This is a genomic window from Enterobacter sp. T1-1, from assembly GCF_000710795.1.
Taxonomy (GTDB): Bacteria; Pseudomonadota; Gammaproteobacteria; order Enterobacterales; family Enterobacteriaceae; genus Enterobacter; species Enterobacter cloacae.
In genome coordinates this window covers 1-24343 of the sequence record NZ_JALW01000087.1, presented here as the reverse complement: position 1 = coordinate 24343, position 24343 = coordinate 1, and the positions used below count along the sequence as shown (strand labels likewise).

The 24343-nt window shown below is 54.9% G+C and carries 28 protein-coding genes and 1 tRNA gene; 17 read left to right on the top strand and 12 right to left on the bottom strand.

The window, feature by feature from the left end; genetic code table 11:
• Window positions 1–9 precede the first annotated feature (9 nt).
• A complete protein-coding gene (gene epmA, locus AK59_RS0122405; protein ID WP_014830371.1) occupies window positions 10–987 on the bottom strand; it encodes an elongation factor P--(R)-beta-lysine ligase in 978 nt (325 codons plus the stop codon).
• Window positions 988–1296: 309 nt separating this feature from the next.
• On the opposite strand from epmA, the gene frdA reads away from it, so the two are divergent.
• From frdA to frdD, 4 genes are read left to right on the top strand one after another with little or no spacing between them, the layout of a single operon-like run.
• Window positions 1297–3087: a fumarate reductase (quinol) flavoprotein subunit gene (frdA, locus tag AK59_RS0122400; RefSeq protein WP_013095275.1), complete on the top strand. Its 1791-nt coding sequence runs from the start codon at window positions 1297–1299 to the stop codon at window positions 3085–3087.
• Window positions 3080–3814, top strand: a complete 735-nt coding sequence (gene frdB, locus AK59_RS0122395; protein WP_013095274.1) for a fumarate reductase iron-sulfur protein — start codon at window positions 3080–3082, stop codon at window positions 3812–3814. The genes frdA and frdB overlap by 8 nt, the downstream gene beginning before the upstream one ends.
• A gap of 10 nt (window positions 3815–3824) precedes the next feature.
• Window positions 3825–4220 carry a fumarate reductase subunit FrdC gene (gene frdC, locus AK59_RS0122390; RefSeq protein ID WP_013095273.1) on the top strand — a complete coding sequence of 132 codons (396 nt, stop codon included), beginning with the start codon at window positions 3825–3827 and terminating at the stop codon, window positions 4218–4220.
• Between the two features lie 10 nt (window positions 4221–4230).
• Window positions 4231–4590: a fumarate reductase subunit FrdD gene (gene frdD / locus AK59_RS0122385; protein WP_029883865.1), complete on the top strand. Its 360-nt coding sequence runs from the start codon at window positions 4231–4233 to the stop codon at window positions 4588–4590.
• Between the two features lie 29 nt (window positions 4591–4619).
• On the opposite strand, the gene ampR is transcribed toward frdD, so the two are convergent.
• On the bottom strand, window positions 4620–5495 hold the full coding sequence (gene ampR, locus AK59_RS0122380) for a LysR family transcriptional regulator AmpR (protein WP_013095271.1): 876 nt from the start codon (window positions 5493–5495) through the stop codon (window positions 4620–4622).
• Between the two features lie 132 nt (window positions 5496–5627).
• On the opposite strand from ampR, the gene blaCMH reads away from it, so the two are divergent.
• Together blaCMH and AK59_RS0122370 are read left to right on the top strand one after the other, a co-directional pair.
• Entirely contained in the window at window positions 5628–6773 is a 1146-nt protein-coding gene (gene blaCMH / locus AK59_RS0122375) for a CMH family class C beta-lactamase (RefSeq protein WP_029883864.1), read from the top strand.
• A 158-nt stretch (window positions 6774–6931) separates the two neighbouring features.
• Entirely contained in the window at window positions 6932–7462 is a 531-nt protein-coding gene (locus AK59_RS0122370; RefSeq protein WP_013095269.1) for a lipocalin family protein, read from the top strand.
• Here AK59_RS0122370 and sugE read toward each other — a convergent pair.
• Window positions 7459–7776, bottom strand: a complete 318-nt coding sequence (gene sugE, locus AK59_RS0122365) for a quaternary ammonium compound efflux SMR transporter SugE (protein WP_013095268.1) — start codon at window positions 7774–7776, stop codon at window positions 7459–7461. The genes AK59_RS0122370 and sugE overlap by 4 nt on opposite strands.
• Window positions 7777–8038: 262 nt before the next feature.
• Here sugE and AK59_RS0122360 point away from each other — a divergent pair, with 262 nt between their 5' ends.
• Window positions 8039–8638 carry a response regulator transcription factor gene (locus AK59_RS0122360; protein WP_020688984.1) on the top strand — a complete coding sequence of 200 codons (600 nt, stop codon included), beginning with the start codon at window positions 8039–8041 and terminating at the stop codon, window positions 8636–8638.
• 37 nt (window positions 8639–8675) lie between these two features.
• Here AK59_RS0122360 and ecnB read toward each other — a convergent pair whose 3' ends face one another.
• The 3 genes from ecnB to efp form a co-directional block, all read right to left on the bottom strand.
• A complete protein-coding gene (ecnB, locus tag AK59_RS0122355; RefSeq protein WP_003025482.1) occupies window positions 8676–8822 on the bottom strand; it encodes a lipoprotein toxin entericidin B in 147 nt (48 codons plus the stop codon).
• Between the two features lie 108 nt (window positions 8823–8930).
• On the bottom strand, window positions 8931–9062 hold the full coding sequence (locus AK59_RS0122350) for an entericidin A/B family lipoprotein (protein WP_013095266.1): 132 nt from the start codon (window positions 9060–9062) through the stop codon (window positions 8931–8933).
• 47 nt (window positions 9063–9109) lie between these two features.
• On the bottom strand, window positions 9110–9676 hold the full coding sequence (gene efp / locus AK59_RS0122345) for an elongation factor P (RefSeq protein ID WP_014830362.1): 567 nt from the start codon (window positions 9674–9676) through the stop codon (window positions 9110–9112).
• A gap of 40 nt (window positions 9677–9716) precedes the next feature.
• Here efp and epmB point away from each other — a divergent pair, with 40 nt between their 5' ends.
• On the top strand, window positions 9717–10745 hold the full coding sequence (gene epmB / locus AK59_RS0122340; RefSeq protein ID WP_029883863.1) for an EF-P beta-lysylation protein EpmB: 1029 nt from the start codon (window positions 9717–9719) through the stop codon (window positions 10743–10745).
• Between the two features lie 47 nt (window positions 10746–10792).
• On the opposite strand, the gene AK59_RS0122335 is transcribed toward epmB, so the two are convergent.
• Window positions 10793–11146, bottom strand: coding sequence for a DUF4156 domain-containing protein (locus AK59_RS0122335; RefSeq protein ID WP_029883862.1), 354 nt, complete (start codon window positions 11144–11146; stop codon window positions 10793–10795).
• Between the two features lie 254 nt (window positions 11147–11400).
• Here AK59_RS0122335 and AK59_RS0122330 point away from each other — a divergent pair, with 254 nt between their 5' ends.
• Together AK59_RS0122330 and AK59_RS0122325 are read left to right on the top strand one after the other, a co-directional pair.
• Complete coding sequence (locus AK59_RS0122330) at window positions 11401–12078, top strand: nucleoside recognition domain-containing protein (protein ID WP_013095262.1); 678 nt, start codon at window positions 11401–11403, stop codon at window positions 12076–12078.
• The gene (locus AK59_RS0122325; protein ID WP_023622425.1) at window positions 12059–12520 is read left to right on the top strand and encodes a YjiG family protein; all 462 of its coding nucleotides are present in this window, start codon (window positions 12059–12061) and stop codon (window positions 12518–12520) included. Before AK59_RS0122330 ends, AK59_RS0122325 begins: the two co-directional genes overlap by 20 nt.
• A gap of 86 nt (window positions 12521–12606) precedes the next feature.
• On the opposite strand, the gene groL is transcribed toward AK59_RS0122325, so the two are convergent.
• Both groL and AK59_RS0122315 read right to left on the bottom strand, forming a co-directional pair.
• Window positions 12607–14253, bottom strand: coding sequence for a chaperonin GroEL (groL, locus tag AK59_RS0122320; RefSeq protein ID WP_013095260.1), 1647 nt, complete (start codon window positions 14251–14253; stop codon window positions 12607–12609).
• A 39-nt stretch (window positions 14254–14292) separates the two neighbouring features.
• Window positions 14293–14586: a co-chaperone GroES gene (locus tag AK59_RS0122315; RefSeq protein WP_003855929.1), complete on the bottom strand. Its 294-nt coding sequence runs from the start codon at window positions 14584–14586 to the stop codon at window positions 14293–14295.
• Window positions 14587–14764: 178 nt separating this feature from the next.
• On the opposite strand from AK59_RS0122315, the gene yjeH reads away from it, so the two are divergent.
• Window positions 14765–15985 (top strand): L-methionine/branched-chain amino acid transporter, encoded by a 1221-nt coding sequence (gene yjeH, locus AK59_RS0122310; RefSeq protein WP_029883861.1) that lies wholly within the window; start codon window positions 14765–14767, stop codon window positions 15983–15985.
• Between the two features lie 37 nt (window positions 15986–16022).
• Here the strand turns inward: yjeH and AK59_RS0122305 are convergent, their stop codons facing one another.
• The gene (locus AK59_RS0122305; protein WP_013095258.1) at window positions 16023–16487 is read right to left on the bottom strand and encodes an FxsA family protein; all 465 of its coding nucleotides are present in this window, start codon (window positions 16485–16487) and stop codon (window positions 16023–16025) included.
• A 335-nt stretch (window positions 16488–16822) separates the two neighbouring features.
• On the opposite strand from AK59_RS0122305, the gene aspA reads away from it, so the two are divergent.
• The 5 genes from aspA (at window position 16823) to AK59_RS0122280 (ending at window position 22414) form a co-directional block, all read left to right on the top strand.
• On the top strand, window positions 16823–18259 hold the full coding sequence (gene aspA, locus AK59_RS0122300; protein ID WP_003855923.1) for an aspartate ammonia-lyase: 1437 nt from the start codon (window positions 16823–16825) through the stop codon (window positions 18257–18259).
• Between the two features lie 116 nt (window positions 18260–18375).
• Window positions 18376–19677, top strand: a complete 1302-nt coding sequence (locus tag AK59_RS0122295) for an anaerobic C4-dicarboxylate transporter (RefSeq protein WP_013095257.1) — start codon at window positions 18376–18378, stop codon at window positions 19675–19677.
• Window positions 19678–19790: 113 nt separating this feature from the next.
• Complete coding sequence (cutA, locus tag AK59_RS01000000123945) at window positions 19791–20114, top strand: divalent cation tolerance protein CutA (protein ID WP_013095256.1); 324 nt, start codon at window positions 19791–19793, stop codon at window positions 20112–20114.
• A complete protein-coding gene (locus AK59_RS0122285; protein ID WP_029883859.1) occupies window positions 20090–21790 on the top strand; it encodes a protein-disulfide reductase DsbD in 1701 nt (566 codons plus the stop codon). The genes cutA and AK59_RS0122285 overlap by 25 nt, the downstream gene beginning before the upstream one ends.
• Window positions 21791–21838: 48 nt before the next feature.
• Window positions 21839–22414 carry a transcriptional regulator gene (locus tag AK59_RS0122280; protein WP_029883858.1) on the top strand — a complete coding sequence of 192 codons (576 nt, stop codon included), beginning with the start codon at window positions 21839–21841 and terminating at the stop codon, window positions 22412–22414.
• Here the strand turns inward: AK59_RS0122280 and AK59_RS0122275 are convergent.
• Window positions 22411–23001: a LysE family translocator gene (locus AK59_RS0122275; RefSeq protein ID WP_029883857.1), complete on the bottom strand. Its 591-nt coding sequence runs from the start codon at window positions 22999–23001 to the stop codon at window positions 22411–22413. The two genes, AK59_RS0122280 and AK59_RS0122275, sit on opposite strands and share 4 nt — an antisense overlap.
• Before the next feature lie 36 nt (window positions 23002–23037).
• Window positions 23038–23883, bottom strand: a complete 846-nt coding sequence (locus tag AK59_RS0122270) for an AraC family transcriptional regulator (RefSeq protein WP_029883856.1) — start codon at window positions 23881–23883, stop codon at window positions 23038–23040.
• A gap of 169 nt (window positions 23884–24052) precedes the next feature.
• Here AK59_RS0122270 and AK59_RS0122265 point away from each other — a divergent pair.
• Window positions 24053–24128: transfer RNA gene (locus tag AK59_RS0122265), tRNA-Phe, on the top strand.
• Window positions 24129–24343 lie beyond the last annotated feature (215 nt).

The following is a 24343-nucleotide window of genomic DNA, read 5'->3' as shown; positions in this document are numbered from 1 at the left end:
GTACTGCCGTCAGGCTCGATCGACGGTAAAAGCAATCACATCGCCCAGCTGTTCTGCGCCCAGCGCCAGCATCACCAGACGATCCACACCCAACGCCACGCCAGAACAATCCGGCAGACCCGCTTTCAGGGCCTCCAGCAGGTTAGTATCAATAGGCTGCTGCGGCAGACCGCGCGCGGCGCGCTTGCGGTTATCCTGCTCAAAACGCTGCTGCTGTTCGCGGGCGTCGGTCAGTTCGTGGAAACCATTCGCCAGCTCAATGCCCTTGTAATAGACCTCAAAACGCTCCGCCACGCGGTGATCTTCAGTGCTGATCTGCGCCAGAGAAGCCTGGCTTGCCGGGAAGTGGTAGACGAAAGTCGGACGATCTTTGCCAATCTGCGGTTCAACCCCAAAGGTGAAGAGCAGTTGCAGCAGCGTGTCGCGATCTTCTTCAGTATCCGCCACGTTGCTCAGATCCAGTTTTGCCGCGACTTCGCGCAGCTGGGTTTTATCCGCTGACAGTGGATCAATTTCCAGATAACGCTGGAAAGCCTGCTGATAAGAGAGCGTTTCCGCTTCTGAGCAGTCGAGAACCTGCTGCAGCAGATCGTCTACCTCGTTCATCAGGCGGTACATATCGTAATGCGGACGGTACCACTCCAGCATGGTGAATTCCGGATTATGGTGACGCCCCATCTCTTCATTACGGAAGCTGCGGCACAACTGATACACCGGGCCACACCCTGCCGCCAGCAGGCGTTTCATGTGGTATTCCGGGCTGGTCATCAGCCAGAGGTTCATGCCCTGTGAATGGCCGGGGCCAACAAAACGGGTTTCAAACGGCACCAGATGAATATCCGTTACCGTAGCCTGACTCATGCACGGCGTTTCCACCTCAAGGACTCCGCGGTCGGCAAAGAAGCGGCGGATCTCCGCCATAATTGCAGCGCGTTTCAGCAGATTGGGGATGGATGCGCTCGGCTGCCAGGTGGCCGTTTCGCTCATGGGTAATTCTCCGATTTCAGACAAGGGCACGAAGTCTACTCGTTAGCACGGACAGAGACAAATTTTGCGCAATAAAAATCGCATTTCATTTTGGGCAACTATCACGTGACGGAATTCATCATTCACGATGATAAATCACCGCACAGAACAGCAAAAAAATCGAACACGTCAAATTTCCCTGCCGTTCGCGCGGTTATACTTCTTTACCCATAAAGGAGCAGTGGAAACGCTTTCGCAATCGTCCTTGCGGACAGGTGGGCTACCTTTAGTTTATCGCGTTGCGAAATAACAAAAATCTGGAGGAATGTCGTGCAAACTTTTCAAGCCGATCTTGCCGTAATAGGCGCTGGCGGAGCGGGATTACGTGCTGCGATTGCTGCAGCACAGGCTAATCCCAACGCTAAAATCGCACTGATTTCAAAAGTCTATCCGATGCGCAGCCACACGGTTGCCGCAGAAGGAGGATCCGCCGCCGTTGCGCAGGATCATGACAGCTTCGAATACCATTTCCACGACACGGTTGCAGGGGGCGACTGGCTTTGCGAACAGGATGTCGTTGACTACTTTGTACATCACTGTCCAACGGAAATGACCCAGCTTGAACAGTGGGGCTGCCCGTGGAGCCGCCGTCCGGACGGCAGCGTCAACGTTCGTCGCTTCGGCGGAATGAAAATTGAACGCACCTGGTTTGCCGCCGATAAGACCGGCTTCCACATGCTGCACACCCTGTTCCAGACCTCCCTTCAGTTCCCACAAATCCAGCGTTTTGACGAACATTTTGTCCTCGATATTCTGGTCGATGACGGTCACGCGCGCGGTCTGGTGGCGATGAACATGATGGAAGGCACGCTCGTGCAGATCCGCGCTAACGCGGTAGTGATGGCAACGGGCGGCGCGGGCCGGGTTTACCGCTACAACACCAACGGCGGCATCGTCACCGGTGACGGTATGGGCATGGCGCTCAGCCACGGCGTACCGCTGCGCGATATGGAATTTGTCCAGTATCACCCTACCGGCCTGCCGGGTTCCGGCATTCTGATGACGGAAGGTTGCCGCGGCGAAGGCGGTATTCTGGTCAACAAGAATGGGTACCGTTATCTGCAGGATTACGGCATGGGCCCGGAAACGCCGCTCGGTGAGCCGAAAAACAAATACATGGAACTCGGCCCGCGCGACAAAGTGTCTCAGGCCTTCTGGCATGAGTGGCGCAAAGGCAACACGATCTCCACGCCGCGTGGCGATGTGGTCTACCTCGATCTGCGTCACCTCGGCGAGAAGAAACTGCTGGAACGTCTGCCGTTCATCTGCGAGCTGGCAAAAGCCTACGTGGGTGTCGACCCGGTGAAAGAGCCGATTCCGGTACGCCCAACAGCGCACTACACCATGGGTGGGATCGAAACCGACCAGCAGTGTGAAACGCGCATCAAAGGGTTGTTCGCCGTCGGCGAATGCTCCTCTGTCGGCCTGCACGGTGCCAACCGTCTCGGGTCAAACTCACTGGCGGAGCTGGTTGTCTTTGGCCGCATGGCGGGTGAACGCGCAATGGAGCGTGCCGCAACGGCGGGCGAAGCCAACGGCGCAGCACTGGACGCGCAGGTCGCTGATGTCGAGAAACGGCTGAAGGATCTGGTCAACCAGGAAGGCAACGAAAACTGGTCGAAAATCCGCGACGAAATGGGCATGTCGATGGAAGAGGGCTGCGGTATCTACCGTACACCAGAGCTGATGCAGAAAACCGTCGATAAGCTGGCGGAACTGCAGGAGCGTTTCAAACGCGTGCGCATCACCGACACCTCCAGCGTGTTCAACACCGACCTGCTTTATACCATCGAGCTCGGTCACGGCCTGAACGTCGCGGAATGTATGGCGCACTCTGCGCTGGCACGCAAAGAGTCACGCGGGGCGCATCAGCGTCTTGATGAGGGCTGCACCGAGCGTGACGACGTCAATTTCCTGAAACACACCCTCGCCTGGCGCGACGCGGATGGCACCACTCGTCTGGACTACAGCGACGTGAAGATCACAACGCTGCCACCGGCTAAACGCGTTTACGGCGCAGAAGCAGAAGCCGCCGAGAAGAAGGAGAAGGCGAATGGCTGAGATGCAAACACTGAAAGTTGAAGTGGTGCGCTACAACCCGGAAGTGGACACCGCGCCACACAGCGCTTTCTATGAAGTGCCCTATGACGAGCAAACCTCTCTGCTGGATGCGCTCGGCTATATCAAGGATAACCTGGCACCGGACCTGAGCTATCGCTGGTCCTGCCGCATGGCCATCTGCGGCTCCTGCGGCATGATGGTGAACAAAGTACCGAAACTGGCCTGTAAAACCTTCCTGCGTGATTACACCAAAGGCATCAAGGTTGAAGCGCTGGGCAACTTCCCGATTGAGCGCGATCTGGTGGTCGATATGACCCACTTTATCGAAAGCCTGGAAGCCATTAAGCCGTACATCATTGGCAACCCGCGCACGCCGGATCAGGGACCGAATACCCAGACACCCGCCCAGATGGCGAAATACCATCAGTTCTCCGGGTGCATCAACTGCGGTCTTTGCTACGCCGCGTGTCCACAGTTTGGCCTGAACCCTGAGTTCATCGGCCCGGCGGCGATCACGCTGGCGCACCGCTACAACGAGGATAGCCGCGACCACGGTAAAAAAGAACGTATGCCGCAGCTTAACAGCCAGAACGGCGTCTGGAGCTGTACTTTTGTGGGCTACTGCTCCGAAGTCTGTCCGAAGCACGTCGACCCGGCCGCCGCTATTCAGCAGGGTAAAGTGGAAAGCTCGAAAGACTTTCTTATCGCCACCCTGAAACCACGCTAAGGAGTGCATGATGACGACTAAACGCAAAGCCTACGTGCGGCCGATGCCGTCCACCTGGTGGAAGAAACTGCCGTTTTATCGCTTCTATATGCTGCGTGAAGGCACTGCGGTGCCTGCGGTCTGGTTCAGCCTTGAACTGATGTATGGCGTCTTTGCCCTCAAACATGGTCCTGAAACCTGGGCCAGTTTTGTCGGGTTCCTGCAAAACCCGATCATCGTGATCCTGAACCTGATTGTGCTCGCAGCCGCCCTGCTTCATACTAAAACCTGGTTTGAACTGGCGCCAAAAGCGGCGAATATTATCGTAAAAGGCGAGAAAATGGGGCCAGAGCCGGTCATTAAAGGGCTTTGGGCAGTGACGGCAGTGGTCTCTGTGGTCATTCTGTTTGTCGCACTGTTCTGGTAAGGAGACTATTGTGATCAATCCAAATCCAAAACGTTCAGACGAGCCGGTCTTCTGGGGCCTCTTTGGCGCAGGCGGCATGTGGAGTGCCACCATTGCACCTGTCATTATCCTGCTGGTCGGCATTATGCTGCCGCTGGGTCTGTTCCCCGGTGATGCGCTGAGCTATGAGCGCGTCCTGGCATTTGCAGGTAGTTTTATTGGTCGGGTATTCATCTTCCTGATGATTGTCCTGCCGCTGTGGTGCGGCCTGCACCGTATCCATCATGCGATGCATGATCTTAAGATCCACGTACCGAGCGGTAAATGGGTGTTCTACGGTCTGGCAACCATCCTGACCGTGGTCACACTGATTGCCGTAGTCACTATCTGACACACCTGGCCCGCCCTCCGGCGGGCCTGTTATTTCTGCATCTTCCCCACCAGCCACTGAGCAAATTCACGCATTGCCGGGGTTTGGGCGCGTGACTGCAGCCGCGTTAGCCAGTAACTGCCAAGATCAATCTGCGTCGTAAACGGCTGCACAATGCGCTCGCTGTTCAGCAGATGGGTAAACATATCGACAGGGGCGATAGCAATGCCTGTGCCTGTCTGTGCGGCCTCCAGCATAGTGACCGACGAATCAAACACCATCACCCGATGCGTGGGTGAAGGCGGGTTTTCTCCGGCGGCCTGCATCCAGGCTGTCCACTCATCGCGCCGGTAAGAGCGCAGCAGGGTAAACTTCAGGATATCGGCAGGGGTGTGCAGCGCGGCTGCAATGTCAGGCGTGCAAAGTGGTGCCAGCGGCGCTGAACAGAGGAACGTCGCCTCCGTGCCGTGCCACGCTCCCCCACCGTAGCGAATGGTGTAATCAAGCCCTTCCGCTGCCGGATCGACGCGATTGTTGTGCGTGGAAAGCTGAAGATCGATATGCGGATAACTGCGACGGAAATCATCCAGCTGTGAGAATAACACCCCAGTGGCAAAGGTCCCCACCACGCCAATTTTCAACTTCTCCTGCGCCCGATGGTTAGCAAAGCGATCCAGCATGCCTGCGATACGATCGAAGGAGTCATTCAGCACCGGCAGCAGATTCTCGCCTTCGGTGGTTAACATCAACCCGCGCGAAACGCGGACAAACAGCTGGCAGTTAAGGTGTTGTTCCAGCGCCTTCACGTGCTGGCTAATCGCGGAATGGGTCACATTCAGCTCAATCGCGGCATGAGTAAAACTGAGGTGCCTGGCGGCGGCTTCGAACGCCCGAAGCGAATTAAGAGGGAGATAGCTGCGTGTCATGGTCCCTTCCGTTAGAAAAATTAACAGCTAATGCTAAATTTAACCGTTTGTCAGCCTCAGTCAAATCACCCAGACTACGAACGTCTGACGGGCCCGGACATCCCCTTGACTCGCTATTACGGAAGATAACTGATGATGAAAAAATCCCTAAGCTGCGCGCTGCTGCTCAGCGTTGCTTGCTCTGCTTTTGCCGCGCCGATGTCAGAAAAACAGCTGGCTGACGTCGTGGAACGTACCGTTACGCCCCTGATGAAGGCGCAGGCCATACCCGGAATGGCCGTGGCCGTCATTTATCAGGGCCAGCCACACTATTTTACTTTCGGTAAAGCAGACGTCGCGGCGAATAAGCCCGTCACGCCGCAAACCTTATTTGAGCTGGGCTCCGTCAGCAAAACCTTCACCGGCGTGCTGGGTGGCGATACCATTGCCCGCAAAGAGATTTCACTGGCCGACCCGGTCACAAAATATTGGCCTGAATTGACGGGCAAGCAGTGGCAAGGCATTCGCCTGCTCGACCTGGCAACCTATACCGCAGGTGGATTGCCGTTGCAGGTACCTGATGATGTCACCGATAACGCCTCTCTGCTGCATTTCTACCAGTCCTGGCAGCCAAAGTGGGCTCCGGGTACCACGCGTCTGTACGCCAACACCAGCATCGGCCTGTTTGGCTCACTGGCTGTTAAACCTTCCGGCATGCGCTTCGAGCAGGCCATGACGGAGCGGGTCTTTAAGCCCCTGAAACTCAACCATACGTGGATAAACGTTCCACACGCTGAAGAGCCGCACTACGCATGGGGTTATCGTGAGGGAAAAGCGGTCCACGTTTCACCTGGTATGCTGGATGCAGAAGCCTATGGCGTGAAATCTAACGTCAAAGATATGGCGAGCTGGGTGATGGCTAATATGGCACCTGAGACACTCCCGCAGTCCACTCTGCAGCAGGGTATTGCGCTGGCGCAGTCTCGCTACTGGCGCGTGGGTGCCATGTATCAAGGGTTAGGCTGGGAGATGCTCAACTGGCCGGTCGACGTCAAAACCGTGGTGGATGGCAGCGACAATAAGGTCGCACTGGCGCCGTTGCCGGTCGCAGAAGTGAATCCTCCGGCTCCGCCAGTAAAAGCCTCCTGGGTGCATAAAACGGGCTCTACGGGTGGGTTTGGCAGCTACGTGGCGTTTATTCCTGAAAAGCAGATCGGTATTGTGATGCTCGCAAATAAAAGCTATCCGAACCCGGTACGGGTGGAAACGGCTTACCGTATTCTCGAGACGCTACAGTAAACCATTGCCGGGTGGCGGCTTCGCCTTACCCGGCCTACAAAATTTACGCGTTGTGTAGGCCGGGTAAGCGCAGCGCCACCCGGCGAAACACGCTGCACAATCTTCCGCAATTTCCCTGCTGTCATCTACACTTAACAAAAAACAGTAAGGAAACTCCTATGCGCATTCTGCCTGTTATCGCCGCGGTGACAGCCGCGTTTTTAGTGGTTGCCTGCAGTTCCCCTACCCCTCCCTCCGGCGTCACTGTTGTAAGTAATTTCGACGCTCAACGTTTCCTCGGAACCTGGTATGAAATCGCCCGGCTCGACCATCGGTTTGAGCGGGGGTTAGAGAAAGTCACAGCACATTACAGTTCGATGGACGACGGGGGTATTCAGGTGATCAACCGTGGATACAATCCGGATCGGCAGATGTGGCAACAGTCGACGGGAAAAGCGTACTTTACCGGCGACCCGCGCCGGGCCGCGCTAAAAGTCTCGTTCTTTGGCCCGTTCTATGGCGGGTACAATGTCATCGCCCTCGACAGAGAGTACCGCCATGCGCTGGTCTGCGGGCCGGATCGCGACTATTTATGGATACTCTCCCGCACGCCCACCATTTCGTCAGAGATGAAACAGCAGATGCTGGACGTTGCGACCCGGCAAGGGTTTGATGTGTCAAAACTCATCTGGGTAGAACAACCGCATTAGTGGGCGCTGAGTTTCAGCCCAATAATACCGCACACAATCAACGCGAGGCTGGCGATACGCGCCAGACTCGCCGACTCTCCCAGCAGCAAAATCCCGGTAATCGCCGCGCCCACTGCACCAATGCCCGTCCAGACAGCATAGGCCGTCCCCACCGGCAAAGAGCGCATCGCCCAGGAGAGCAGCACAATACTCACAATCATGGCGGTAACGGTAATCACGCTGGGTGTCAGGCGGGTAAATCCGTGGGTGTACTTCAGACCAATTGCCCAAACCACTTCGAGCAGACCGGCGATAACAAGAATAATCCAGGACATTTCAGGCTCCTTAACTTAACTGCAAGTTGGGGCCGTCCCCGGTGAACGAAACGCTTACGGGTCGTCCCGTAAGGCATAGATTAGGTCACTTATTTTGGTTAACGAACGATTTTTTTTCAATCCCTTTGTGCTGAACCTGTTAAGGCAAGAAATAGCCTCAGTATGGCGCGTAGTTCAGGCATTTATCACTCATCCGACTTCTCTATCATGATGTGCTTTCTGATGGCAGGAAGCCAAACCACTAGCCGACTGCGAATCTATTATGTTCAAAATTCTTTTGATTGACCGATGTCACTTCACCCGCGCGGGGTTTGAAGCATGGCTCAATCATTCCGGTTTGTTTCCCGGGCACTTCGTCGTGACCGGGCTGAATAATCTCATCCTCGCCAGAGAGCATATTCTGCAGTGGGATCCATCGGTGGTTATCGCCGATCTGCACGGCTTTATGCAGGACATTCACCATTTCCAGCAGCTTTCTTCCCTGCTGAACGCCAGTGAAAAAGTGCCTTTCATTTTGCTGCAGTCGGGGGAAGATAAAGAGATGGCAGGCTTTCTGTCCCAATTTCCGATATGGGCTTCGCTTACCAAAAATGTCGGACTGGAGACGCTGGCGACGGTCATCAACGACGCCCTGACGACTCGCGCAAGCGTTGAGATCCCTGCGGTCGCGGCCCCTCTGCTCACTCGCCAGGAGGAGAAGGTGTTGACGCTGTGGATGGATGGCGCAAGCAATCAGAAGATTGCCACTCACCTGAGTATCAATGGAAAAACGGTCTATACCTATAAGCGAAATATCCGCATGAAATTGCATATGGATACGCGCTTTTCCCCGTTTTTATCTCTGCAGGAATCAGAAAACTGACGGTACGAAACCCGTCCGGGCCCGTACCGTTTTTAAATTACTGCTGAGCTTTTGTTGCCGCGCCGGAGATTGCACTACCGCCTTCAGAAATGTCCTGACCAACGCCGCGCGTGGTATTACAGGCCGTTAATACTGAAGAAAGTACCAGAACTGAAAAGATCGCTGCAATTGTCTTCTTAACCATAATATCTTCCTTTTATAGCCAGAGTTGTTTTGTGTATAGCAACTTAAGAATAGACAAGATCCCGCCAGTTGACGGAAAAGGAAGCATTTTTAGGAAAATTAGACGGGATTAGCTGGCGGCGTGAGAAATGATATGGCCGAGATCCTGGATATCCTCCCCCATTCCACGTGTGGTATTACAGCCGGAAAGCAACGCGCTGGACAGCGCTAACAGAAGCAGAATTTTAACGGTGCGTTTCATCATCCCTGCCTGCAAAAATCAGGCGCAGCAACGCTGCGCCTTAACACTTACTTCACGCGAGATACGTATTCGCCGGAGCGGGTATCCACTTTGATCACTTCGCCAGTCTGTACGAACAGTGGCACTTTAACCACGGCACCGGTAGACAGTTTCGCTGGCTTACCACCTGTACCGGCGGTGTCACCTTTCAGACCTGGGTCAGTTTCAACGATTTCCAGTTCAACGAAGTTCGGTGGGGTAACCGCGATAGGCTGGCCGTTCCACAGAGTCACGATGCACTCAGCCTGATCCAGCAGCCATTTGTCGCTATCGCCAATGGCTTTAGCGTCAGCAGACAGCTGTTCGAACGTTTCGTTGTTCATGAAGTGCCAGAACTCACCGTCGTTGTACAGGTAAGTCAGGTTCATATCGACAACATCAGCGCCTTCAGCGGAGTCAGTAGACTTGAAGGTTTTTTCGACACGGGTACCGGTCAGCAGGCGGCGCAGCTTAACGCGTGCAAATGCCTGGCCTTTACCTGGTTTAACGAATTCGCTGGCTTCAACCGCATACGGTTCGCCGTCCAACATGATTTTAAGACCAGCACGAAAATCGTTGCTATAGTACGTTGCCATAAGGCCCTCTAAATTTGTTAACTGGTAGCTTAGCCACAAAATGGCGCATATTGTAACCCTAAACACCCCGTCCAGAGAAGATTGGTTATCGCAACTTGCCGATGTAATCACCAGTCCTGATGAATTACTGCGTCTTCTTGAGCTCGAACAGCATACCGATTTGCTGGCCGGCCGGGAGGCGAAGCGGCTTTTCGCCCTGCGCGTTCCCCGCGCGTTTGTTGCCCGTATGGAGAAAGGCAATCCTGACGATCCATTATTAAAACAGACGCTTACCGCACAGGAAGAGTTCATTACGGCACCGGGCTATAGCACCGATCCGCTGGAAGAGCAGAACAGCGTGGTACCCGGTTTGCTGCACAAGTATCTGAACCGTGCGCTGCTGCTGGTGAAAGGTGGCTGTGCGGTAAATTGCCGTTATTGCTTCCGTCGACACTTCCCGTATGCCGAAAATCAGGGCAATAAACGCAACTGGCAGGTCGCGCTGGACTATATCGCCACCCATTCTGAACTGGACGAGATCATTTTTTCCGGTGGCGATCCGCTGATGGCGAAAGATCATGAGCTGGACTGGCTGCTGACCCAGCTTGAAGCCATTCCGCATATTAAGCGCCTGCGCATACACAGCCGTCTGCCGATTGTTATTCCGGCACGTATCACCGACGGACTGGTCTCACGCCTTGAGCAGTCCCGCCTGCAGGTGCTGCTGGTGAACCATATCAATCACGCCAATGAAATTGATGATGCATTTCGTGCGGCAATGGTGCGTTTACGCAAGGCAGGCGTGACGCTTCTGAACCAGAGCGTGCTGCTGCGCGGTGTAAATGATAATGCCCGCGTGCTGGCGGACCTCAGCAATGCGCTGTTTGATGCGGGAGTGATGCCCTATTACCTGCACGTGCTGGATCGCGTTCAGGGTGCGGCCCATTTCATGGTGACGGATGAAGAAGCCCGGCAGATCGTGCGTGAACTGTTAACGCTGGTGTCAGGCTATATGGTGCCGAAGCTGGCGCGTGAGATTGGCGGTGAGCCGAGCAAGACGCCGCTGGATTTGCAGCTAAGACAGAGCTAGTTTCCCCTCAGCCTAACCCTCTCCCGGTGGGAGAGGGAAAAAGGCAATCAGTTCGGGCACTTATAGACCTGGCCATTCATCTGGCTGGCGGTTGGCACGAAGCTGGATAACATTCCCTGCGTCGGGCTGCTTACCCCATAAATCACGTTGCCACCCATCGCCGCGGCCTGATTACGCAGGGCATTGGCCGCGCCACGCATAGAGCCGCCCTCTTCGCCGTGCTGACCCGACATCCAGTTGCTTTGCTCACCGGTTGCCGTGCCTAAAAACTGGCACTCGTTACCCGGCTTATCTTCCACAAAGCGAACGCCCTGACCCGCTGCAGTCAGCTCATTGCTGGAGCTACAACCCGCCAGCAGCAATCCTGCTCCTACAATCCCTGCACAGACTTTTACGCGCATGTTATTCCTCGTTTTCAATAAGCTGGACAGTAGTTGTCCGTGTGTAAACCTTATACTAAAAAGATGACCAAAAGAAAAACCTCCGTGCGTTTCTGCGAGATATCAAGCACGAATGGTGCCTTCGCCTCCCCTAAATGAATTCTGATAATCACCCCGCGGATATCGTTTTTTTATGCTTTTTCGTTTTTAGTGACAGGCCACCGGCTTATTTTTTGCGCGTGTGGTGACAGGGAAACATAAAAACAGGAGGCAACATGAGTGAAGTATCCCCGAATCAGGGGAAAGTGACGTGGGTAGGGTATCTCGCTTTCTTTCTAACCATCATTTTCTTTTCTGGCTTTTTCGCCAAAGCCACCGAATGGTGGCGAGTCTTTGATTTCACCGTGCTGAACGGCACATTTGGTCAGGTTAACGGCGAAGGCGCCGCAAGCGTCTCTTTTCGCGGCACAGGCGGTACCGGCGCAAAAGATGGCTTTCTGTTTGCGCTGGAACTTGCACCGTCTGTCATTTTGTCGCTGGGCATCATTTCAGTGACCGAAGGGCTGGGCGGGCTGCGGGCGGCACAGCAATTGATGACGCCCGTTTTGAAACCGTTGCTGGGCATTCCAGGCATTTGTTCTCTGGCGCTTATCGCCAATTTGCAAAACACCGATGCGGCAGCAGGTATGACCAAAGAGCTCGCCGATGAAGGCGTTATCAGCGACAGGGAACGAGCGATTTTCGCCACCTTTCAGACCAGCGGTAGCGCAATTATCACCAATTACTTCTCGTCCGGCGCGGCGCTGTTCACCAGCATCACCGTGCCGGTTATCACCCCGCTGGCAGTGATTCTTGTCTTTAAATTTATAGGTGCCAATTTTCTCAGAGCATGGATTGCGCACATGGAAACCCGTCAGATCAAGGAGAGAGAAGATGACCGCCGAAGTGCGTAAAAACCTGATGGATCTCTTTATCGACGGCGCTCGCCGTGGCTTTACCATCGCCACCACCAGCCTGCTGCCAAACGTCGTAATGGCCTTTGTGATCATCCAGGCGCTGAAGGTAACAGGATTGCTGGATATCGTTGGCCGCGTTTGCGAGCCGATTATGGCGCTGTGGGGGCTGCCCGGAGAAGCCGCCACCGTGTTGCTGGCGTCGGTGATGAGCATGGGCGGCGGCGTGGGCGTCTGCGCAAGCCTGGTGGTGGCAGGGTCGCTCAGCGGGCATGACGCCACCGTACTGCTTCCGGCTATCTATCTGATGGGTAATCCGGTGCAAAACACCGGCCGCTGTCTCGGTACGGCAGGGGTAAACCCTAAATACTATCCGCATATTATTGGCGTCTGCGTAATCAACGCTCTGCTCTCTATGTGGGTCATGCAACTGCTGTTCTAAAACAAAAAACCCCGGACAGCGATGCCCGGGGTTTTTTATTAAGAGGTAGCGCCCAACGCCTGATGGCTGCCGGGCGAAGGGGGCAATTACATCATGCCGCCCATACCACCCATGCCGCCCATACCACCAGCAGCACCTAAGTCAGGTGCGTCGCCTTTAGGCAGGTCGGTCACCATGCACTCGGTAGTGATCATCAGGCCAGCTACAGATGCCGCATACTGCAGAGCAGAACGGGTCACTTTAGTTGGATCCAGGATACCGAAGTCGATCATGTTGCCGTATTCTTCTGTTGCCGCGTTGTAACCGTAGTTACCTTCGCCCGCTTTCACGTTGTTGGTAACAACAGATGGCTCTTCACCGGCGTTGGAAACGATCTGACGCAGAGGCGCTTCCATCGCGCGCAGCGCAACTTTGATACCCACGTTCTGGTCTTCGTTCTGACCGGACAGGCCAGCCAGTTTGGCGGCAACACGCACCAGCGCAACACCACCACCAGCAACCACGCCTTCTTCTACCGCAGCACGGGTCGCGTGCAGGGCATCGTCAACGCGTGCTTTTTTCTCTTTCATTTCAACTTCGGTAGCCGCACCGACTTTGATTACCGCAACACCGCCTGCCAGTTTCGCTACGCGCTCCTGCAGTTTTTCACGGTCGTAATCAGACGTTGCTTCTTCAATTTGCTTACGGATCTGAGCAACACGGCCCTGAATAGCGGACTCTTCACCCACGCCATCGATGATGGTGGTGGTGTCTTTGTTGATCACAACACGTTTCGCCTGGCCCAGGTCTTCCAGGGTCGCTTTTTCCAGCTCCATACCGATCTCTTCAGAGATTACGGTACCACCGGTCAGGGTAGCGATGTCCTGCAGCATAGCTTTACGACGGTCGCCGAAGCCAGGTGCTTTAACCGCAGCCACTTTCACGATGCCACGCATGGTGTTAACCACCAGGGTCGCCAGCGCTTCGCCTTCAACGTCTTCAGCGATGATAACCAGTGGCTTGCCTGCTTTCGCAACGGCTTCCAGCACTGGCAGCATTTCGCGGATGTTGGAAACTTTCTTATCAGCCAGCAGGATGAATGGGCTTTCCAGCTCAACAGCGCCAGTTTCTGGCTTGTTGATGAAGTATGGGGACAGGTAACCGCGGTCGAACTGCATACCTTCAACCACGTCCAGTTCGTCTTCCAGACCGGTACCGTCTTCAACGGTGATCACGCCTTCTTTACCGACTTTGTCCATCGCTTCAGCGATCAGTTTACCTACGGTTTCGTCGGAATTAGCGGAGATGGTACCTACCTGAGCAATCGCTTTAGAGTCAGAGCATGGTACAGACAGCGCTTTCAGTTCTTCAACAGCGGACGCGACAGCTTTGTCGATACCACGTTTCAGATCCATTGGGTTCATGCCCGCAGCAACGGCTTTCAGGCCTTCAGTGATGATTGCCTGCGCCAGTACGGTCGCGGTGGTGGTACCGTCGCCCGCAGCGTCGTTCGCTTTAGAGGCCACTTCTTTCACCATCTGCGCGCCCATGTTTTCGAACTTGTCTTCCAGCTCGATTTCACGTGCAACGGAAACACCATCTTTGGTGATGGTTGGCGCGCCGAAGGATTTATCCAGCACTACGTTACGGCCTTTCGGGCCCAGGGTGACTTTCACTGCGTCTGCCAGTACGTTTACGCCGCGGAGCATTTTTACACGAGCGTCGTTACCGAATTTTACGTCTTTAGCTGCCATGTTCTTATTTCCTCAAATTCGTACAGTTTCGTGCGTTAATTACGCTTCAACAATTGCCAGAATGTCGCTCTCGGACATGATCAACACTTCTTCATTGTCGATCTTCTCGGATTTCACGCCGTAGCCATCGTTGAAAATGACGATGTCACCAACTTTAACGTCCAGTGGCTGCACAGTTCCGTTTTCCAGGATGCGGCCCTTACCGACAGCGATGATTTCGCCACGCGTTGATTTTGCTGCTGCAGAACCCGTCAGAACGATGCCGCCAGCAGACTTGGTTTCAACTTCTTTACGTTTGACGATCACACGATCATGTAACGGACGAATACTCATTGATAGCTCTCCTTTGAGAAAGTCATTATCAGTTATGGATGACGCCGGGCCGCACACGGTTTTCCGGCTAGTGCCCTGAGAGATGGGGATAGCTTTTTACCCCTTCAAGGGGGAGTCGAAAAAAAATTTGCGAAAGTGTTACCATCGGCTCTCTTTGAATGGTGGCGGGACGTTGTCAATGAGTGGACTCAAGCAGGAGTTGGGGCTGGCGCAGGGGGTCGGCCTGCTCTCAACCTCCTTGTTAGGAACAGGAGTGTTTGCGGTGCCCGCACTGGCGGCGCTGGTTGCCGGAAATAACAGCCTGTGGGCGTGGCCGGTGCTGATTGTGCTGGTGTTCCCGGTCGCGATCGTGTTCGCCATTCTGGGAAGGCATTTTCCCAGCGCGGGCGGCGTGGCGCACTTTGTCGGCATGGCGTTTGGCCCACGACTGGAGCGCGTCACCGGCTGGCTGTTCCTTTCCGTCATTCCGGTTGGTCTGCCTGCGGCGTTGCATATCGCAACCGGCTTTGGGCAAGCGCTCTTCGGCTGGCATGACGAAGCACTGCTGTTGGCTGAGCTGGGTACGCTGGCTATCGTCTGGTGGGTGGGCTCACACGGGGCCAGTTCCAGCGCTAACCTGCAGACGATCGTCGCGGTGCTGATTGTCGCGCTCATCGCCGCTATCTGGTGGGCGGGTGATATTCGCGTCGAGGAGATCCCCTTCCCGGCCATCACCGATATCGATCATGCGCAGCTCTTCGCTGCGCTGTCAGTCATGTTCTGGTGTTTTGTCGGTCTGGAAGCGTTCGCCCATCTGGCGTCGGAGTTTAAGCATCCCGAGCGCGATTTTCCGCGAGCCCTGATGATTGGCCTGTTGGTCGCAGGCACGGTTTACTGGGCCTGTACTGTGCTGGTGTTGCACTTCGACGCCTTTGGCGCAGATAAAGCAGCCGCCGCTTCGCTGCCGGGTATCGTGGTGCAGCTGTTTGGCGTAAAAGCGCTGTGGGTGGCCTGTGTGATTGGCTATCTGGCCTGTTTTGCCAGCCTCAATATTTACATCCAGAGCTTTGCGCGGCTGGTGTGGTCTCAGGCGCGCAATAAACCGCAGAGCCGTCTTGCGCAGTTGTCTAAGCGTCAGCTGCCGTTAAATGCGCTGAATCTCGTGCTGGGAAGTTGCGTCGTGAGCACGTTGTGCATTTACGCGCTTAAAATCAATCTGGATGCGCTAATCATCTATGCCAACGGCATATTTATTATGATCTACCTGCTGTGCATGCTGGCGGGTTGTCGTCTGTTGAAGGGTCGCTATAAAGCACTGGCCGTTGTCGGGGGAGTGCTTTGCCTGCTGTTGCTGATGATGGTGGGATGGAAGAGTATGTACGCCGTTGTCATGCTGGCAGGGCTGTGGGTGGCGCTTTAGTCGCGCCCGGTAAGCGAAGCGTCACCGGGCAAAAACATTACCGATCGTCTTTATGATCCAAACGGTCGTGTTGGTCATCCTTACGCTGGTACTCCCCTTCAAACGTATCACCCGGGCCGGTGCTGAATCCGCCGCCCGGCATCCGGCTAAAGCGCAGATGCGGCAGCAGCTTCATGGTCAGGTGTTTTTGCACCGGCGGCAACAGCAGCAGCAGACCAAGGAAGTCGGTGAAGAAGCCCGGCAGGATCAGCAGCAGACCGGCAATAATCAGCGATACGCTTTTGATCATCTCGGCCGCCGGGCTCTCGCCTGCGGCCATCTTCTGCTGCATTAACAGGAAATTTTTGAAACCCTGATTACGCACCAGCGACATGCCGATGACGGAGGTGAAAATCACCAGAATCAGCGTCAGCAGGACGCCCAGCACATGGGCGACCTGGATAAAAATCGAAATCTCAATGTAAACATAGAGAAAGAAAGCAATAAACGGTATCCAGCGCACTGGCGTCTCCTGTGTGGCAGGTGCCTTTTGGCCCCTGTCTGAATGTGTTCGCGACACGCGTCTGTAAGAGATGAGGACGGTTAGCTAAAATTCAATCGGTTTGCACGGATATTTTTTTTGGAAATATTAAAGCGGTGACCCATTTCACAGATTAATAATTATCATGGAATCGGGTCGATAATAAGTGATCCAGCTTACGGCAATTCGCTATCATCAGCATATGATCTCGAGCAATTGGCCGATTGAGGGAATAATCGTCGGTCAGAAAATATTCAAAACCACATAAATACTGTGTGTTTAGTACAATCCATCGGCAGCTTGAAAAGAAGGTTCACATGTTAAACAACATTCGTATCGAAGAAGACTTGTTGGGTACCAGGGAAGTTCCAGCGGATGCCTACTACGGTGTCCACACTCTGAGAGCGATTGAAAACTTCTACATCAGCAACAGCAAAATCAGCGACATTCCTGAGTTTGTCCGTGGCATGGTGATGGTGAAGAAAGCGGCAGCGCTGGCAAACAAAGAGCTGCAAACCATTCCTAAAAGCGCGGCAAATGCGATTATCGCGGCCTGCGATGAAGTGCTGAACAACGGCAAATGCATGGACCAGTTCCCGGTTGACGTCTATCAGGGCGGCGCGGGCACCTCCGTCAACATGAACACCAACGAAGTACTGGCAAATATCGGCCTGGAGCTGATGGGCCACCAGAAAGGTGAATACCAGTACCTGAACCCGAACGATCACGTCAACAAATGTCAGTCCACTAACGACGCCTACCCAACCGGCTTCCGCATCGCGGTTTATGCTTCCGTTGTGAAACTGGTCGACGCCATCAACCAGCTGGGCGACGGTTTCCAGCGCAAAGCGGTTGAGTTCCAGGACATTCTGAAAATGGGGCGTACCCAGCTGCAGGACGCGGTACCAATGACCCTCGGTCAGGAATTCCACGCGTTTAACGTGCTGCTGAATGAAGAAACCAAAAACCTGCTGCGCACCTCCGAGCTGCTGCTGGAAGTAAACCTGGGCGCCACCGCCATCGGTACGCGTCTGAACACCCCGGATGGCTATCAGCAGCTGGCGGTTCAGAAACTGGCTGAAGTCTCTAACCTGCCGGTGGTGCCTGCGGAAGACCTGATTGAAGCCACCTCCGACTGCGGCGCCTACGTCATGGTACACAGCGCCCTGAAACGTCTGGCGGTGAAACTGTCCAAAATCTGTAATGACCTGCGCCTGCTCTCTTCCGGCCCACGCGCTGGCCTGAACGAAATCAACCTGCCAGAACTGCAGGCCGGTTCGTCCATCATGCCAGCGAAAGTGAACCCGGTAGTGCCAGAAGTGGTGAACCAGGTTTGCTTCAAGGTTATTGGTAACGATACGACCGTAACCATGGCCTCTGAAGCCGGTCAGCTGCAGCTGAACGTCATGGAGCCCGTGATTGGCCAGGCGATGTTCGAATCTATCCACATCCTGACTAACGCCTGCTATAACCTGCTGGAAAAATGCATCAACGGCATTACCGCGAATAAAGAAGTCTGCGAAGGTTACGTGTACAACTCCATCGGGATCGTCACCTACCTTAACCCGTTCATCGGCCACCATAACGGCGACATCGTCGGTAAGATTTGCGCCGAAACCGGTAAGAGCGTGCGTGAAGTCGTACTGGAGCGCGGACTGTTGACCGAAGCCGAGCTGGACGATATCTTCTCCGCCCAGAACCTGATGCACCCGGCATATAAAGCGAAACGATACACCGATGAAAGCGAACAGTAACCGTTCAGGCTAAGCTTCCGAAAGGCACGTCACTTGTGACGTGCCTTTTTTCTTTTTAGGCGTTACCAAAATACAACAATTCAATATCAACTTGTTAATAAGCAAGGCAGGTCCTTATGTTTGGAGCAGAACTCGTCATCGTCCTGTTGGCGATTTATTTGGGAGCAAGACTCGGGGGTATCGGCATCGGTTTTGCCGGCGGTCTCGGGGTGCTCGTTCTTACCCTTATCTTTCAGATTAAACCCGGCGCAATCCCGTTTGACGTTATCGAAATCATCATGGCAGTTATTGCCGCTATCGCCGCCATGCAGGTGGCTGGCGGTATGGACTACCTGGTGAGTCTGGCGGAGCGTATGCTGCGCCGTCATCCTAAATACATTACCTTCCTTGCCCCGCTGGTGACCTGGTTCATGACCATTCTCGCCGGTACCGGTCACACTGCCTTTTCCACGCTGCCGGTGATTACCGAAGTGGCGAAAGAACAGGGTATCCGTCCATCTCGCCCGCTCTCTATTGCGGTAGTGGCATCCCAGATTGCGATTACCGCCTCGCCTATCTCCGCGGCAGTGGTGTTCTTCGCCGGTATCCTGGAACCTATGGGCGTGAGCTATCTGACGCTGCTGGCAATCTGCATTCCGGTAACGTTGATTGCAGTCATGATCACCGCCGTGCTGTGTAACTTCCTCGGCGCTGAACTAAAAGACGATCCGGTTTATCAGGAACGTCTGGCCAAGGGCGAAGTGAGCTTGCGCGGTAGCCAGGTCTTCAAACTGAAGCCGCATGCGAAACGCTCCGTGGTACTGTTCCTGATCGGTATCGTGGCGGTGATGTTCTACGCGACGGCCATCAGTGACACAGTAGGTCTCATCCAGAACCCGGTTCTGCCGCGTAACGAAGCGATTGTGGTATTCATGCTGACCATCGCAACCCTGATCAGCATCACCTGTAAAATCGATACCAGCGAAGTGCTGAATGCCAGCACCTTTAAATCCGGTATGAGCGCCTGCGTGTGCGTGCTGGGTGTGGCATGGCTCGGTGATACCTTCGTAAAAGCGCACATCAGCGATATCCAGACCGTTGCGGGTGACCTGCTGCACAACTACCCATGGCTGCTGGCGGTGGTACTGTTCTTTGCCGCTACCCTGCTTTACTCTCAGGCTGCCACGACCAAGGCGCTGATGCCTGCGGCTCTGATGCTGGGCGTAACGCCACTGACAGCCATTGCCTCGTTTGCTGCCGTTTCTGCCCTGTTCGTTCTGCCCACTTATCCAACCCTGCTGGCGGCGGTTGAAATGGATGACACTGGTTCAACCCGCATCGGTAAGTATGTGTTTAACCATGCGTTCCTGATCCCGGGTGTGGTCGCGATTACGCTGTGCGTGATCCTCGGCTTTATCATCGGCGGCGTCGTGCTGTAAACCGTTTCGGGTTGTAAAAATAGTTAAAATCGGGCCGCTCTGCGGCCCGTTTCATTAATGACCAATCGCCTTGCGTGATATAGTGACCACTTTCGTGATGAGGAGGTCGACTTGTGAACACGCCTGATGCTGTTGTCGTATTGTGTACCGCCCCTGATGAAGCTTCCGCCCAGGATCTCGCCGCCAAAGTATTGGCCGAAAAACTGGCTGCCTGTGTAACCCTCCTCCCCGGAGCGACCTCCCTCTATTACTGGGAAGGCAAACTGGAGCAGGAGTATGAAGTCCAGATGTTGCTCAAAACCAACCCGGCAAACCAGCAGGCGCTTCTTGACTGCCTCAAATCTCATCATCCTTACCAAACTCCGGAACTGCTGGTATTGCCAGTGCTCCACGGTGATAACGATTATCTCTCATGGCTCAACGTTTCCTTACGCTGATCCTGCTGCTGTGCAGCACGTCAGTCTTTGCCGGGTTGTTTGACGCGCCCGGCCGTTCGAACTTTATTCCTGCCGATCAGGCATTTGTTTTCGATTTCCAGCAAAACCAGCATGACCTCAACCTCACCTGGCAGGTGAAAGAGGGCTATTACCTGTATCGTAAGCAGGTCAGTATCACACCCGCTCAGGCAAGCGTGGGCGCGCTGCAACTGCCTGCGGGAGAATGGCACGAGGATGAGTTTTACGGCAAAAGCGAGATTTATCGCCAGCACTTAAGCGTGCCCGTAACGGTGCAACAGGCAGACAAAGGCGCTACGCTCACCGTTACTTACCAGGGCTGTGCCGATGCAGGCTTCTGCTATCCCCCAGAAACGAGGATCGTTCCGCTTAGTGAAGTTAAAGCGTCTGCCGCCAACGTTGCTCCTCTTCCTGCAGAGGTCAAGCGTGAAGGTGAGCCTGCGTCAGACCTCCCTTTCTCCGCGCTCTGGGCCTTGCTGATTGGTATCGGCATCGCCTTCACGCCATGCGTACTGCCAATGTACCCGTTGATCTCCGGGATAGTGCTGGGCGGAAAACAGCGTCTTAGCACCGCCCGCGCGCTACTGCTTGCCTTTATTTACGTGCAGGGAATGGCGTTAACCTATACGGCACTCGGCCTCGTGGTTGCGGCGGCCGGCTTACAGTTCCAGGCGGCTCTTCAGCACCCTTATGTCCTTATCGGCCTGTCGGTGGTGTTTATCCTGCTGGCATTGTCGATGTTTGGCCTGTTCACCCTGCAACTGCCGTCTTCCCTGCAAACCCGCTTAACGCTGCTCAGCAACCGCCAACAGGGGGGTTCAGCAGGTGGTGTGTTTGCGATGGGAGCTATCGCCGGGCTGATTTGCTCCCCCTGCACCACTGCTCCGCTTAGCGCGATTCTGCTCTATATCGCCCAGAGCGGTAATATGTGGCTTGGCGGCGGTACGTTGTACCTTTACGCGCTTGGGATGGGTCTGCCGCTGATCCTGGTCACGGTATTTGGCAACCGCCTGCTGCCGAAGAGCGGGCCGTGGATGGAGACGGTGAAAACCGCGTTTGGCTTTGTCATTCTGGCGCTGCCGGTCTTCCTGCTGGAGCGTATTGTCGGTGACGTCTGGGGGATGCGCCTGTGGGCGATGCTCGGCGTAGCGTTCTTCTCCTGGGCGTTTATCGTCAGTCTGGGGGCAAAAAGCGTGTGGATGCGTCTGGTACAAATCGTCCTGCTCGCCGCTGCGCTGGTGAGCGTGCGTCCACTTCAGGATTGGGCATTTGGCACGCCAGTGGCTCAGAACCAGGCGCATCTGAATTTCATCCAGATTAAGAACGTGGATGATCTTAACCAGGCTCTGGCCCAGGCGCGCGGCAAACCGGTGATGCTCGATCTCTACGCAGACTGGTGCGTTGCCTGCAAAGAGTTTGAAAAGTACACCTTTAGCGACCCGCAGGTGCAAGGTGCGCTAAACGGGACCGTTCTGCTTCAGGCAAACGTGACCGCCAACAATGCGCAGGATAAAGCCCTGCTGAAGCAACTTAACGTGCTCGGGCTGCCGACCATTCTGTTCTTCAATCAACAGGGTGAAGAACAGCCAGGGCAGCGTGTGACCGGGTTTATGGACGCGGCGGCTTTCAGCGCGCATTTGCGCGATCGCCAACCGTAAACAACACTTTAAACGGGACAACCGTTGGGAATAACGGAGGAGAGAACCGTGCAACGCGAAGACGTACTGGGACAAGCCCTGCAATTACTTGAGATTCAAGGGATCGCCAGCACCACGCTTGAGATGGTAGCCGACCGTATCGATTACCCTCTGGATGAGCTTACGCGCTTCTGGCCCGATAAAGAGGCGCTACTTTATGATGCCCTGCGCTACCTCAGCCAGCAGGTTGATATCTGGCGCAGGCAGCTGATGTTGAATGAAGAGCTGAGCGCCGAACAGAAGCTGCTGGCGCGCTATACCGCGCTGACGGAATGTGTAAGTAACAACCGCTATCCGGGTTGTCTGTTTATCGCCGCCTGCACGTATTACCCCGATCCAGGCCATCCGATCCATCAGCTGGCGGATCAGCAAAAACGGGCGGCGCACGACTTCACCCACGAACTGCTGACAACGCTTGAAGTGGATGATCCGGCAATGGTGGCAAAGCAAATGGAGCTGGTGCTGGAAGGCTGCCTGAGCCGTATGCTGGTAAACCGTAGCCAGGCCGATGTGGATACCGCTCACCGCCTGGCAGAGGACATCCTGCGCTTTGCCCAGTGCCGCATGGGCGGCGCGTTGACCTAAGCCAGCACCCCAGCCCAGGCTGAGACAAGCAGGCACAACGCCATCAGCCGCTGAAATCGCACCATCGCCACGGTGGTGCGAAAGAATTGATTTACCGCCTTCCCCAGCCACGCCCAGCACATCAGACACACCACCGAGATGGCCAGAAACCACAGCGCCATCAGCGCTATATCCCGCAGCGCGTGCTCGCTTGCAGGGGCAAACAGGCTGACAACCGCCAGCGCCATCATCCAGGTTTTCGGGTTTACGATCTGCAACAGGGCTGCAGCTTGCGCGGTAAAACGGGTATGCGTCTTCGCAGAGAGGTTTGCTGCAGGCGCGTTAAATAACTGCCAGCTCATCCAGCTTAGCCACAACACCCCTGCCCAGCTCATCATCTGACGAATCAGGGGGTACTGGCGAAGCACTTCCCCTGCACCGGCACCTGAAACCAGCACAATCATGCTCGCCGCCATGCATCCTCCAAGAATGGCCGGAACGGTTTTTTTGATGCCGAAGTGCTGGCTGTTGGTGAGAATGAGGATATTGGTCGGCCCTGGCGTTATCGAAGCGACAAAGGCAAACAGCAGAAAAGGTATTGTACTCACAGGTGGCTCCTTATTATCAGAGCCATCAATGTGCCGCTATTTTCTGGAAACGTCTGGAAGGTTTGTGCACAGCCGACGGTAATAGGCTGGCGATATACGGTATGCTCGCTGGAACCAGCGTCCAAGGTGGCTTTGGTCGGCAAAGCCTACCGCCGATGCCACATCCACGGGCAGCTCACCATGAGCCAGCAACTGGCGAGCTTTTGCAAGGCGTAGCTGAATAAGCCACGCATGCGGTGCCAGGTGAAACTCGCGTTTAAAACAGCGCGTCAGCGTGAAGCGGTCGGTTCCCGTCTCACGTGCCAGATCCGACAACCCGACGTTTTCGTCCATATGCGCGTAGAGGTAATCGCGTGCACGATGCGCGACGGCAGCGCTTTGCCGTTGAGACGGGAGCCGCTTACGCCAGTGGCAGTGGGCGGTGATCTGAGAGAGCAGATTATCCATCGCGCTCTGCTGAACGATTTTCATCTCCGCGTTATGCAGTGTGGCAAAGGTCTCACCGATGCTACGTACCAGCCGTGGTTCGCGCGTCAGCGTTTGAGAAAAGTGCAGTGAATAGCTGTCGGGCGTAGCGTCATATAATCCGCGCAGCGTACGTGTTAGCCACTGCTCATCCAGATAAAAGGTAAGATAGGTAAAGCCACCTTCGACAGGTGCGTCACCATCATGGATCTCACCCGGTTCCAGTAAAAACGCATCCCCCGGTTGGCTACGATGACGCACGCGGCGGCAGTGAAACTGTTGAGTACCCGAAAGGGTGATCCCTACCAGATAGCTGTCGTGCCAGTGCGGATCGTAGGCATGCCCTTCGAAGTGCGCTTTAATCGTCTCAATGCCCGTCTCTGCATGCTGATGCAGCTCAAGCCAGTCGTTCGCCATACTGCCCTCCTCTTACTATCAGCATTGCTGCAGTGAACGGGTTCTGTCTGGAAGATTTGTGCACTTTCGTCGCATAAACCGACAGATTGCCGTAAACTTAAGCAGTTGAACAGCTTTTCCCTAAATAATGTTGACGCTCGGGCAGGATTGCGGTTTAATGCGCTCCGTTGCCCGGATAGCTCAGTCGGTAGAGCAGGGGATTGAAAATCCCCGTGTCCTTGGTTCGATTCCGAGTCCGGGCACCACTATTTAAAGAACCCAGCCTATGGCTGGGTTTTTGCTTTTCTGCATTTATAAATCCCTTCTTTAGTGTTCTTGTTTCTCTTTACCGTGGGATCGTGCGGTCTGCCATGCCCGGTGGCGCTGCGCTTACCGGGCCTACAGGTTTTGTAGGCCGGATAAGGCGAAGCCGCCATCCGGCATATTTTCTGGCGTGCAAAGCAAAAAACCCCGCACCTTA

What these genes read in the sequence shown, in the direction of transcription:
- AK59_RS0122315 (WP_003855929.1), bottom strand. Translation starts at nt 14,586, where the DNA reads ATGAGTATTCGTCCGTTACATGATCGTGTGATCGTCAAACGTAAAGAA.
- ecnB (WP_003025482.1), bottom strand. Translation starts at nt 8,822, where the DNA reads ATGGTTAAGAAGACAATTGCAGCGATCTTTTCAGTTCTGGTACTTTCT.
- AK59_RS0122295 (WP_013095257.1), top strand. Translation starts at nt 18,376, where the DNA reads ATGTTTGGAGCAGAACTCGTCATCGTCCTGTTGGCGATTTATTTGGGA.
- aspA (WP_003855923.1), top strand. Translation starts at nt 16,823, where the DNA reads ATGTTAAACAACATTCGTATCGAAGAAGACTTGTTGGGTACCAGGGAA.
- blaCMH (WP_029883864.1), top strand. Translation starts at nt 5,628, where the DNA reads ATGATGAAAAAATCCCTAAGCTGCGCGCTGCTGCTCAGCGTTGCTTGC.
- frdC (WP_013095273.1), top strand. Translation starts at nt 3,825, where the DNA reads ATGACGACTAAACGCAAAGCCTACGTGCGGCCGATGCCGTCCACCTGG.
- yjeH (WP_029883861.1), top strand. Translation starts at nt 14,765, where the DNA reads ATGAGTGGACTCAAGCAGGAGTTGGGGCTGGCGCAGGGGGTCGGCCTG.
- AK59_RS0122335 (WP_029883862.1), bottom strand. Translation starts at nt 11,146, where the DNA reads ATGCGCGTAAAAGTCTGTGCAGGGATTGTAGGAGCAGGATTGCTGCTG.
- AK59_RS0122330 (WP_013095262.1), top strand. Translation starts at nt 11,401, where the DNA reads ATGAGTGAAGTATCCCCGAATCAGGGGAAAGTGACGTGGGTAGGGTAT.
- AK59_RS0122350 (WP_013095266.1), bottom strand. Translation starts at nt 9,062, where the DNA reads ATGAAACGCACCGTTAAAATTCTGCTTCTGTTAGCGCTGTCCAGCGCG.
- epmB (WP_029883863.1), top strand. Translation starts at nt 9,717, where the DNA reads ATGGCGCATATTGTAACCCTAAACACCCCGTCCAGAGAAGATTGGTTA.
- AK59_RS0122360 (WP_020688984.1), top strand. Translation starts at nt 8,039, where the DNA reads ATGTTCAAAATTCTTTTGATTGACCGATGTCACTTCACCCGCGCGGGG.
- epmA (WP_014830371.1), bottom strand. Translation starts at nt 987, where the DNA reads ATGAGCGAAACGGCCACCTGGCAGCCGAGCGCATCCATCCCCAATCTG.
- ampR (WP_013095271.1), bottom strand. Translation starts at nt 5,495, where the DNA reads ATGACACGCAGCTATCTCCCTCTTAATTCGCTTCGGGCGTTCGAAGCC.
- AK59_RS0122285 (WP_029883859.1), top strand. Translation starts at nt 20,090, where the DNA reads ATGGCTCAACGTTTCCTTACGCTGATCCTGCTGCTGTGCAGCACGTCA.
- groL (WP_013095260.1), bottom strand. Translation starts at nt 14,253, where the DNA reads ATGGCAGCTAAAGACGTAAAATTCGGTAACGACGCTCGTGTAAAAATG.
- AK59_RS0122270 (WP_029883856.1), bottom strand. Translation starts at nt 23,883, where the DNA reads ATGGCGAACGACTGGCTTGAGCTGCATCAGCATGCAGAGACGGGCATT.
- AK59_RS0122370 (WP_013095269.1), top strand. Translation starts at nt 6,932, where the DNA reads ATGCGCATTCTGCCTGTTATCGCCGCGGTGACAGCCGCGTTTTTAGTG.
- sugE (WP_013095268.1), bottom strand. Translation starts at nt 7,776, where the DNA reads ATGTCCTGGATTATTCTTGTTATCGCCGGTCTGCTCGAAGTGGTTTGG.
- efp (WP_014830362.1), bottom strand. Translation starts at nt 9,676, where the DNA reads ATGGCAACGTACTATAGCAACGATTTTCGTGCTGGTCTTAAAATCATG.
- AK59_RS0122325 (WP_023622425.1), top strand. Translation starts at nt 12,059, where the DNA reads ATGACCGCCGAAGTGCGTAAAAACCTGATGGATCTCTTTATCGACGGC.
- frdB (WP_013095274.1), top strand. Translation starts at nt 3,080, where the DNA reads ATGGCTGAGATGCAAACACTGAAAGTTGAAGTGGTGCGCTACAACCCG.